The organism is Campylobacter concisus (assembly GCF_002912895.1).
GTDB classification, from domain to species: Bacteria; Campylobacterota; Campylobacteria; order Campylobacterales; family Campylobacteraceae; genus Campylobacter_A; species Campylobacter_A concisus_G.
Window position 1 is genome coordinate 25,474 of sequence record NZ_POZX01000059.1, and the last position, 10,231, is coordinate 35,704.

General features: G+C 35.7%; 8 protein-coding genes and 2 pseudogenes. 3 read left to right on the forward strand and 7 right to left on the reverse strand.

Annotation, left to right across the window (positions count from 1 at the left end):
* The first annotated feature begins 2 nt into the window (after nucleotides 1-2).
* The gene (sdhE, locus tag CYP51_RS06790) at nucleotides 3-860 is read left to right on the forward strand and encodes an 8-methylmenaquinol:fumarate reductase membrane anchor subunit (protein ID WP_087585917.1); all 858 of its coding nucleotides are present in this window, start codon (nucleotides 3-5) and stop codon (nucleotides 858-860) included.
* 149 nt (nucleotides 861-1,009) lie between these two features.
* On the opposite strand, the gene htpG is transcribed toward sdhE, so the two are convergent.
* Nucleotides 1,010-2,866 (reverse strand): molecular chaperone HtpG, encoded by a 1,857-nt coding sequence (gene htpG / locus CYP51_RS06795; RefSeq protein ID WP_103624878.1) that lies wholly within the window; start codon nucleotides 2,864-2,866, stop codon nucleotides 1,010-1,012.
* Between the two features lie 310 nt (nucleotides 2,867-3,176).
* Here htpG and CYP51_RS10285 point away from each other — a divergent pair.
* Both CYP51_RS10285 and CYP51_RS10290 read left to right on the forward strand, forming a co-directional pair.
* Nucleotides 3,177-4,010, forward strand: a pseudogene (locus CYP51_RS10285) (Cache 3/Cache 2 fusion domain-containing protein); the annotation flags it as partial.
* Nucleotides 4,011-4,037: 27 nt separating this feature from the next.
* Nucleotides 4,038-5,090 (forward strand): annotated as a pseudogene (locus CYP51_RS10290) (methyl-accepting chemotaxis protein); the annotation flags it as partial.
* Nucleotides 5,091-5,237: 147 nt separating this feature from the next.
* Here CYP51_RS10290 and CYP51_RS06805 read toward each other — a convergent pair.
* The 6 genes from CYP51_RS06805 to CYP51_RS06830 are packed head-to-tail and all read right to left on the reverse strand — an operon-like array spanning nucleotide 5,238 to nucleotide 10,139.
* Complete coding sequence (locus CYP51_RS06805) at nucleotides 5,238-5,912, reverse strand: lysophospholipid acyltransferase family protein (RefSeq protein WP_258032813.1); 675 nt, start codon at nucleotides 5,910-5,912, stop codon at nucleotides 5,238-5,240.
* On the reverse strand, nucleotides 5,893-7,194 hold the full coding sequence (locus tag CYP51_RS06810) for an SH3 domain-containing protein (RefSeq protein ID WP_103624881.1): 1,302 nt from the start codon (nucleotides 7,192-7,194) through the stop codon (nucleotides 5,893-5,895). Before CYP51_RS06810 ends, CYP51_RS06805 begins: the two co-directional genes overlap by 20 nt.
* Nucleotides 7,188-7,853 carry a phosphoribosylformylglycinamidine synthase I gene (gene purQ / locus CYP51_RS06815; protein WP_103624882.1) on the reverse strand — a complete coding sequence of 222 codons (666 nt, stop codon included), beginning with the start codon at nucleotides 7,851-7,853 and terminating at the stop codon, nucleotides 7,188-7,190. The genes CYP51_RS06810 and purQ overlap by 7 nt, the downstream gene beginning before the upstream one ends.
* Nucleotides 7,850-8,086 (reverse strand): phosphoribosylformylglycinamidine synthase subunit PurS, encoded by a 237-nt coding sequence (gene purS, locus CYP51_RS06820; RefSeq protein WP_087577064.1) that lies wholly within the window; start codon nucleotides 8,084-8,086, stop codon nucleotides 7,850-7,852. The genes purQ and purS overlap by 4 nt, the downstream gene beginning before the upstream one ends.
* A gap of 8 nt (nucleotides 8,087-8,094) precedes the next feature.
* Nucleotides 8,095-8,805, reverse strand: coding sequence for a phosphoribosylaminoimidazolesuccinocarboxamide synthase (purC, locus tag CYP51_RS06825; protein ID WP_103624883.1), 711 nt, complete (start codon nucleotides 8,803-8,805; stop codon nucleotides 8,095-8,097).
* A 17-nt stretch (nucleotides 8,806-8,822) separates the two neighbouring features.
* Nucleotides 8,823-10,139 carry a S41 family peptidase gene (locus CYP51_RS06830; protein ID WP_440588232.1) on the reverse strand — a complete coding sequence of 439 codons (1,317 nt, stop codon included), beginning with the start codon at nucleotides 10,137-10,139 and terminating at the stop codon, nucleotides 8,823-8,825.
* Nucleotides 10,140-10,231: the final 92 nt, after the last annotated feature.

A 10,231-nucleotide genomic window follows, 5' to 3' on the forward strand; every position in this document is an offset into this window, starting at 1 on the left:
TTATGCAAAACGAATTCGCTTTTTTCCCAGGATGCGTACTCTCTCAAGCAGCTAAAGAGGCTAAGATGTCGCTTGAGGCTATCGCTCCGATACTCGGCTGGAAGCTTCACGAGATAAAGGGCTGGAGCTGCTGTGGTGCCCAACAAGCACAAGACGTCGATCCTATCGCTACACTTGTGGCAAATGCTAGAAACATAGCACTTGCAGAGCAGATGAATATGCCTATGCTTACGACATGCTCAACTTGTATGCTAACTCTAACAAGAGCTAAAACTACGCTTGATAAGGGTGCAAAGGACCGTATAAATACTTTCTTGGCTGAGGGCAATATGAAATATAATGGCTCAACCGAGATCACAAGCCTTCTTTGGGTGCTTTATCAAAACGTAGAAACGCTAAGAGCAAAGGTTGTTAAACCACTTAGCGGGCTAAAAGTAGCGCTATTTTACGGCTGCCATAGCCTAAGACCTGAAAAAGATCTGCACAATAGAGAAAGCTCAGTCAATCCAAAGAGCTTTGAAACTGTTGTAGGTGCACTTGGTGCTACTATTGTGCCATTTGAGAAAAGACTTGACTGCTGCGGATTCCACGCTAGCTACCCAGCTGGCACATCTGTAAGAAAAATGTCAAGCCAGATCGTAAATAACGCCGATGAAAACGGCGCTGACGTAGTTGTCACACCATGCCCGCTTTGTCAAATGCAACTTGACATCTACCAAGAGAGATATCAAGATGAGAACCACTCAAACGTGAGAAAACCTATCATTCACCTATCTCAGCTTGTAGGTCTTGCACTTGGACTATCTGTTGAAGATCTTGGACTTGATCTAAACATCATCGACGCTACCAAGATAGCGTAAATTTATCCCACGTCTTTTGGCGTGGGAAATTTAGCTTACACAATTAAATTTTTACCGATAAATTTTTACTGCAATAAAGATAATAAATATAGAAAATTAAATTTATAGAAGTATGTTAAAGCCCAAAATTTCTCTTGGGCTTTATAAATTTAGATAGCTTTTATCATCACTTTCGTTAGTAGCTCTGAAAATTTAGCTGGGTTTTCTAGGCTCATGCCCTCATTTAGTCTTGCCATATCAAGAAGCAAAGGCGCTATGTCATAAATCATCGCCTCATTTTTCTCTAGTTTTGCAAAAATTTCATGATCAGCGTTGATCTCCAAGATCGGCTTAACTTTTGGAGCGTTTGCACCTTGTCCCATTTGTTTTAGCATCTCTTGCATAGCATAATCAGGATCGTTTTTATCATAAATTAGCACCGCAGCCGAGCTTGAGAGCCTTGAGCTTAGCCTAACGTCTTTAACTTCGTCTTTTAAGATCTCTTTCATCTTAACAAGTGTGTTTGCAACCTTGCTCTTATCGACCTTCTCATCGCTTTTTATCTCGTCATTGATATCAGCGTGTGAGACTGATTTTAGAGGTGTTTTGTCAAATTCATTGACCATTGGCATAACGATCGTATCGATCTCTTCATCCATAATAAGAACTTCTATGTCGTTTTTCTTAAAGCTTTCAAGGAGTGGAGAATTTCTTAGCATATTTTCATTGTTGCCGCTGATGTAGTAGATCGACTTTTGATCCTCTTTCATCGCTTCTTTGTACTCTTTTAGGCTGATAAGTCCGTCTCTTTTTGAACTTTTAAATAGGCAAAGATCTAAAATTTGCTCTTTTTCAGCGTTAAATCCATAAAGCCCCTCTTTTAAAACCTTGCCAAATAGTTTGTAAAATTTTATGTATTTTTCTCGGTCGTTATCTTTTAACTTTACAAGCTCGCTTAAAATTTTCTTCACGCTTTGCTCTTTGACGCTTCTCATGATCGCATTTTCTTGTAAAATTTCACGGCTCACATTTAATGGTAGATCCTCAACATCAATGATACCCTTGATAAATCTTAAATATGGCGGCAAGAGTTCTTTTGCATCATCTGTGATAAAAACTCTTTTTACATAAAGCTTTACACCACTTTGATAATCAACCCTAAATAGATCAAACGGCTCAGAGCTTGGCACGTAAAATAGCGTCGAGTACTCGATCTTGCCTTCGGCCTTTGTGTGAATATAAAGGAGAGGATCGCTACTGTCGTGAGAAATTTGCTTATAAAAGTCGTTATAATCTTGCTCTTTAAGGCTGGCTTTATTTAGCCTCCAAAGCGCATTTGCCTTGTTTATCTGCTCATTTTTAGTCTCATATGTGCCTTCTTTTTCGCCTTCTTTTGGAGCAACATAACTTTGTTTATCCATAAATATAGGATAAGGAATGTGGTTTGAATACTTCTTGACTATCTCTTCAATACGCCAAGAATTTGCAAACTCATCATCGTTTAGATACAAAGTGATATCAGTGCCAAAGCTCTCTTTGCTAGTCTCTTCTATCTCGTAGCTTTTTGCATCAGATGTCCATTTGTAGGCCTTATCACCAAGTGCTCTTTGACTGATGACTTCGATCTTGTTTGCTACCATAAAGGCTGAGTAAAAGCCAACACCAAACTGGCCTATTAGTGAACTATCTTTTTTTGCATCGCCGCTTAAATTTTTCATAAAGCCTTTTGTGCCGCTTCTTGCTATTGTGCCCAAATTTGCGATAAGCTCATCTTTGTCCATGCCAATGCCGTTATCACTGATAGTTAGTGTTTTGGCTTTTTCATCGATTTTGATATCGATCCTTGGGGTATAGTTTAGTTTTTTGTACTTTTCGTCGGTCAAACAAAGATAGTTTAGCTTGTCAAGTGCATCGTTTGAGTTTGAAATGAGCTCTCTTAAAAATATCTCTTTGTTTGAGTAAAGAGAGTGGATCATCAAATTTAAAAGGTCATTGACCTCGGTTTGAAATTCAAATTTATCTGCCATTTTTCTTTTCCTTGTTTTAAAATTTTTGGCAGATTATAACACAAAGTGATAAAAATATACTTAACCTTGATAGCATTACTATCAAGGTTTTTAAATCAAATTTTTAAAATGGTTTTAAAAAAGTTATAATTTATGAATAAAATAATAATGATAATTTATTAATTATTATTAATTATGCATTCTTGTATAAAGTTTATTTAAAATAGTGCTATAATCAAGGCGAAAATTTTTGGAAAAAGGAGACAAAATGAATTTACGAAGCATTTTGGTAAAAGTTTCAGCAACGATTGCTACGGTTTTGGCTGTATCTATGACATGTTTTGTCATATATACATCAAATATTTTAGAGCGCGAGATAAAAGATGGTGTGCTTACGACAGTAGAACAAAACGTCCAGCTTGCTATGAATACGGTTAAATTATTTGAGAAAGATAATGTAAGTAGCGCAGAGCTAATAATGAGTGTTTTTAAAGAGATGATCGGAAAAATTTCAACCAATCACCAGATGAGCAAGACTGGTAAATACGAAGCGATAGAACTAATATCTCAAAATGGTATTTTAAACAACAACTACGATATTCTGGATAAATTTAATAAAGCTACAAAAGGCGGAATTTCAACCATTTTTGCAAAATCGGGTGATAATTTTTTAAGAGTTAGTACATCGGTGACGAAGGCTGATGGTAGTAGAGCTGTTGGTACGATGATTGACAAAAACGGTCAAGCCTATAAAAATATCATGAATAAAGAGAGGTATATAGGCGTTGTAAATTTATTTGGACGCAACTATATGAGTATTTATGATCCTATTATTGAAAATAACGAGGTAATAGGAATTTTATTTGTTGGTTATGATCCTACCGAGGGATTAAACAATATGAAAAAGACTTTTTCTGAGATGAAACTTGGTAAGCATGGATATTTTTCTCTTTACAATACTAAAACTGGTAAATTTGACTTTCATCCAACCAAGGCAAATCAAGAGCTAAGTAGTGAATTAAAAACTACTATGGATAATATTGTTAAAAAAGGAAAGGGCATTGAGCCTATTATAATTGATGGGGTTGACTGCATAGTTGCTTTTGAGTCATTTGATAAACTAGACTGGATGGTTTTAGGTTCAGCTGTTACTGATGATTTTTTAACACCACTAAAAGTAGTTAGTAAAAATTTCATCATAGCAAGTATCATAGTTACCTTACTTTTGATAGCTGTTTCGATGTTCTTGCTTAAGAAGATGGTTGCAAATCCTATCGATAGACTAGGAGCAAATTTAAATGCGATAACATCTGATTTTACAATTAAAATTCCTATTTATGGTAAAGATGAGATAGCTAAAATAAGTAGAGATATAAATGATTTTATTGAAAGAATAAGAATATTAATAAGTGATACAAAGCACCTTTCAAGTGAAAATAGCTCCGTTGCAAATGAGCTTAGTTCTACATCTCTTCAGACAGGCAAACGTGTAGAAAAATCAACCGAAATAGTGGAAGAGACAAATCAAAGATGTAAAGTAATGCAAGAAAATATGAAAGAATCTTTAGCAGTAGCTCAAGCTGGCAAAGATGACCTTCAAAAGGCTAGCACACATATAAAAACGGCAACTGAAGCTATAAGATCGCTATCAGCGCAGATTATTGACTCTGCTAATGTAGAAAATCAAATGGCTGATAAGATCGATCAGCTTAGCCGTGATGCCGAGCAGGTAAAATCAGTCCTTGTTGTTATCAATGATATAGCTGATCAGACAAATTTACTTGCACTTAATGCCGCTATTGAGGCTGCAAGAGCAGGTGAGCATGGACGTGGCTTTGCCGTTGTTGCTGATGAAGTTAGACATCTAGCTGAGAGGACTCAAAAGAGTTTAACTGAGATAAATGCAACTATCAATGTCATCGTTCAAGCGATCAATGATAGCAGTGAGCAAATGGGTATCAACTCCAAACAGATCCAAGAGTTAACTCACGTGGCAAGCGACGTTGAAAAAACTATAAATGTTATGAGTGAGACGATGAATAACGCTATAGCAATGTCTGATAAGACTATGCAAGACTACATCGCAACTGGCAAAAATGTAAATGAAATCATGGAAGGTATCTCAAATATTAACCAAATTTCATCTGAAAATGCTAGAAGTGTCGAAGAGATAGCTTCAGCAGCAGAACACCTAAACAAGATGACAGATGCATTAAATTCAAAACTTAGTGTCTTTAGAACTTGAGAGCTTACCTCTTAAGCTAATATTTTTAGGTCTAGCTCCCGCTAGACCTTTTTAAATTTATTGATAAAAATTTCTAGTATATAAAATCAAATTTTTATAGATAATGATATAGAAGCAGGGGGGCTTTGTAAATTTGCAAAGCCAAATTTATTTTCTATTTTCGTCTAGGACTCTTTGCATACTCTCTCTAGTCGTCTCTAGCCAATTTTCTTTTGAAGTATCGACTAGATCAAGGCAAAAGAGCTTGATATCTGCTTTTTTAAAGCTAAATTCTTTCACTTTCATCGCATCGCTTCCTACGATAACGATAGGCTGAACTTTTAAATTTAGCTTTTCAACTAATAGTTTCGCGCCACCTTTAAAAGGCAAAAGCTTATTAGTTTGAGATCTAGTTCCTTCGGGAAATATCGCTAAAACACGACCATTTTCAACCCTATCTTTTGCTTCGCTTAAAAGCTTTATTAGTGAATGTTTATTTTCACGCTCAACCGCTATCATTTTTGGTAAGCTTAAAATTTTACCAATTATAGGAATTCTACCGATCTGTGCCTTTGCGATCCAGCAGACATTTTTTGGGTGTAGCTCTTCGACGACGATGATATCAAGCATGCTTTGGTGGTTTATGAGCAAGATATTTGCCTCATCACTAAAATTGCCTATCACTTCAAGTTTATATCCACCAAAAAACCTTTGCGACCTTCCCCAAAATTTTCTTATGGCTCTATTTTTGTCATTAAATAGCCACATAAAAAAGACGACAAGAATAACGCTGATAACAAACTCAATAGCAAAAAATAAAGCTCTAATTTTTGACAAGATTATCCTTTTTTACCCAGCCAATCTTACCATCAGCAAATAAAATTTTTGAGTAGTCACCTTTTGTGTCTAAAATTTCTACATTTTCATTTTTATGAGATGTGTAAAAGATGGTTGAGTTTTTTGTAGGCAAGATCGAAACGCTAATGTCTGGTCTTAGAACAGCCTTACCAAAAGGGTTGTAGGTATAAATTCCAAGTGCTATAAAAATGGCTGCTACGAAAAAGTAGCTAAGCCTTCTGCGCCAAATAGCTAATAATATAAAAATTACCGCACAAGAGTAGATTATGACATCTTTATAGGTGCTAAACTCGCTTTGTTTTGGGTTTAGTCCGATTTGTGTGCTGACGTCGTCATCTTCGACACTCACTGGCAAAGAAAAGCTTTCAAATTTAGCCTTTTTTAGGTTGTAGTAGTTAAAGTCAAGCGATTTTTTATTTGGCTTAAATACTGCAAAATAATATGCACTTTGTGAGTTAAAGTCGCCATTTATCGTATCTACGCCTTGCTTTAAAATTGTCTTATTTTCTATATTAAAAGCACTTAGATCCACGTTGTTGCCATAAATTTCGACAACCATGATATTGTTTATATCATCAAATTTTGTTGTCTTAAATTTCTTAACTTCAAGATTATCAGCCACGATATGGTTGTAGTTTTCGTCACTTCTAAGCTCTTTTAGCTTTGGTAAAAAGATATTTATGCTTGAGCTTTGATAGTTTTCGCCATTTCTTTTTAGGGTTAAGCTAACTTTTAAAGTCTTTGCGTCAATGCTTGTTGCCTCAAGATAAAAAGTACCTACATATTTGTTGTCTTCACTTTTTACCCATTGAAAATTTTTCTTATTTAGCCATTTGATATTTGTTTCATCAAGCTGTGTCTCAAACTCAAACTCAAACTCAAAGTCATTTTGCGTATCAGCCACTATCTCAACACTAAAAATTTCTCCTATAACAATATTTTTTGGCACATTTGTGGCTTTTAAAAGAAGCTCTTTTACTTTGATCTTATCATATACTTGATTATCTGGGACGCTAATGTCTGGCTCGTTTGTTGGCACGATGTTTCGCATCTGCTCTGGAGTGATACGCTCTGGCTGTGGTGATACAAATTTTCTTGAAAAATCTTGTTCTTTTGGTAGTTTTTGAGTTTTTGGATTTGAAGTAGGGCTATTTACAAATTTATCCTCCCTAGCTTCGTCCATCATGTCAAAAACGCTTACCTCGTCAGTATTTACAGCAAATAAATTTAGTACGAGTAGGGAGATAAAAAGAAAATGTTTTACCAAACTAGACCTTTTAGCATCTTTATACCATCATCTGTACCTAAAATTTTCTCGCAAGCGCGCTCTGGGTGAGGCATGAGACCAAAAATCTTTTTGTTCTCATCACAAATTCCTGCTATGCTATCGACTGAGCCGTTTGGATTTATTTCGTTGCCTTTAGCATCACAGTATTTTAGTAATACTTGATCGTTGTCATAAAGGCTTTTTAGAGTGTTTTCATCAGTATAATAGTTGCCCTCGCCATGAGCAATAGGGATATTAACCACTTCATTTTTGGCTAAATTTGCTAAGAATTTATTGTTATTTGAGATCACTTTTAGATGGTGATATTTTGAGACGAAATTTAAATTTTCATTTCTTCTCATCGCACCCTTTAAGAGTCCAAGCTCAAGCAGCATCTGAAAACCATTGCAAATCCCTAAGATGTAGCCGCCTTTTTTTGCATGCTCTTTTACAGCTTGCATCGCTGGGCTAAATTTGGCTATCGCAGCTGTTCTTAGATAATCTCCATAGCTAAAACCGCCTGGAAGTACGACTAGATCAGCATCAATTTTATCTTCTTTGTGCCAAATGATCTTTGTTTGGCAACCAAGTAATTTAAATGCATGAGCTGTATCTTCTTCGCAGTTTGTGCCAGGAAAAAGTATTATCGCTACTTTCATAGCACGATCTCATAGTCTTCGATGACAGTATTTGCTAAAAGCTCTTCACACATCACTTTTAGCTGCTCGTTTGCTTTGTTTTTATCGCTCTCATCGATATCTAAAACGATTTGTTTGCCTATTCTGACATTTGATACACCACTAAATCCGAGAGAATTTAAAGCATGCTCCACTGCTTTGCCAGCAGGGTCAAGGACCCCACTTCTTAATGCTATATTTACAACAGCTTTCATTTTTGTCCTTACGATAAAATTCTTCTTAAAACTTCTTCGTAAGCGACTTTTACGCTACCAAGGTCTTGTCTAAATCTATCTTTGTCAAGTTTTTCATTAGTTTTAGCATCCCAGAATCTACAACTATCAGGACTTATTTCATCAGCTAAAATGATATTGCCGTCTTTATCGATACCAAATTCTATTTTAAAATCGACTAGTTTTAGATCTCTTTCGGCAAAAAATTTAAATAATATAGAGTTGATCTCTCTTGCTGTGTGTCTTAGAGTTTGAAGATCTTTTTCACTCTTTACTAATCCCATAATGATACAGTGCTCATCTGTTACTAATGGATCGTGCAAATCGTCGTTTTTGTAGTAAAACTCAACAAGTGTAAAAGGTAAAACCGTGCCTTCTTTTATGCCAAGTCTTTTGCTAAGTGAACCAGTTGCGATATTTCTAACAACAACTTCAAGAGGTATGATCTCACATTTTTTGACTACTTGCTCAGTGTCGCTAATAGTCTCAACTAGGTCAGTCACGATGCCTTTACTCTCCAAAAGCCTAAAAAGCTGTGTTGAAATTTTATTATTTAATGCGCCTTTACCAGCTTCGTTACCTCTTTTTTGAGCATCAAATGCTGTTAGATCGTCTTTAAATTCAGCCACAAGCAGATTTGCATCGTCTGTGGCATACATTTTTTTACCTTTTCCCTCGTAAATAAGCTCTCTTTTTTGCATGGAGATCTCCTTCTAATTTATTGTTTTATTTTTAAAATTTTGATCGTGTCAATCGCTGTTTTTAATTGAATATCTTCATCAACTTTTTTTTGCGTGATTATCTTTTTATCATCTTTTGCTTCAGTTTTATTACCCTCGCTTGTAGGATTTATCTTGTTTAGCTCGCTTTTTAGATGTGCTTTTAGCTCACTTTCTTTGATGCTAAATGCACTATCGTCGCTTTGCGGTACTTTGCCAGGATGCACGACAACATCAGGTGTTACGCCAACTGCTTGGATAGTTCTGCCACTTGGTAAGTAGTATCTTGCGATGGTTAGCCTTAATGCTTCTGTATCGTCTATCGGAAGGATTACTTGAACGCTTCCTTTGCCAAAGGTATTTTCGCCAATTATTACAGCACGTTTATGGTCTTGAAGTGAGCCACTTACGATCTCGCTAGCACTAGCACTTCCGCCATTTACCAGTGCAACAAGCGGTAGTTTTGAAAGAGTTTTACTAGCACTTGCTTTATACTCTACATTTTCAGATGCGTCGCGACCTTTTTGAGAGACGATGACGCCGTTATCTACAAAAAGATCAACTAGATCAACAGCTTGATTTAAAAGTCCGCCAGGATTGTTTCTAAGATCAAGTATGATGCCACTTGCTTTTGGATACTCTTTGATCGCTTCTTTTACCTTTGTAACAACATTTTTATCAAAATTTGTGACACGTATATAAAGGATATTTTCATTTTCTATCATTTTTGCATAGACAGACTCAACTTTTATGAGATCTCTTATGATTTTTACATCAAATGGTTTTTGCTCACCTTTTCGTAAAATTGTGATAGTTATTGGAGTTTTTGGCTTGCCGCGCATTTTATTTACAGCTTCATCTATCGTTGTACCGATAGTCGAGTTGCCATCTATTCTTAAAATAATGTCGCCTGATTTTATACCTGCTTTATCAGCCGGGGTATCTTCTATCGGTGAAATAACGGTTAGTGCGCTATCTTTCATGCCAACTGTTATGCCAAGGCCACCAAATTCTCCACTTGTTTGCACCTGCATATCTTTGTAGGCTTTTTCATTTAAAAAACTTGAGTGGGCATCTAAATTTTGCATTAAACCAGCAATGGCTTTATCGATGATCTCTTTAAATTTAATGTCATCAACATAGTATTTTTCAACGGTTGAAATTGTTTTTGTAAGCTTTGAAAGTGCTTCAAGCTTCGCACTTGCTTCGTCTTCACTCTTTGCAAAAAGTGCATTCACTGCTACGCTTGAGATAAGCAAAGCACCTGTAATTTTTAGTGCAAAAAATCTACTAAATTTATTCAAAATTTCTCCTATAATTTTTGGCTCAATTCTATTAGCTTTTGGCTAAAAAAAGTATAAATTTAAGCTTATATTTTTGCTTTTGGATAGTTTTTTGATACAAATTT

Excerpts from the sequence above, each read along its gene's own strand:
- sdhE (WP_087585917.1), top strand. The coding sequence starts at position 3 with ATGCAAAACGAATTCGCTTTTTTCCCAGGATGCGTACTCTCTCAAGCA.
- htpG (WP_103624878.1), bottom strand. The coding sequence starts at position 2,866 with ATGGCAGATAAATTTGAATTTCAAACCGAGGTCAATGACCTTTTAAAT.
- purQ (WP_103624882.1), bottom strand. The coding sequence starts at position 7,853 with ATGAAAGTAGCGATAATACTTTTTCCTGGCACAAACTGCGAAGAAGAT.
- purC (WP_103624883.1), bottom strand. The coding sequence starts at position 8,805 with ATGCAAAAAAGAGAGCTTATTTACGAGGGAAAAGGTAAAAAAATGTAT.
- purS (WP_087577064.1), bottom strand. The coding sequence starts at position 8,086 with ATGAAAGCTGTTGTAAATATAGCATTAAGAAGTGGGGTCCTTGACCCT.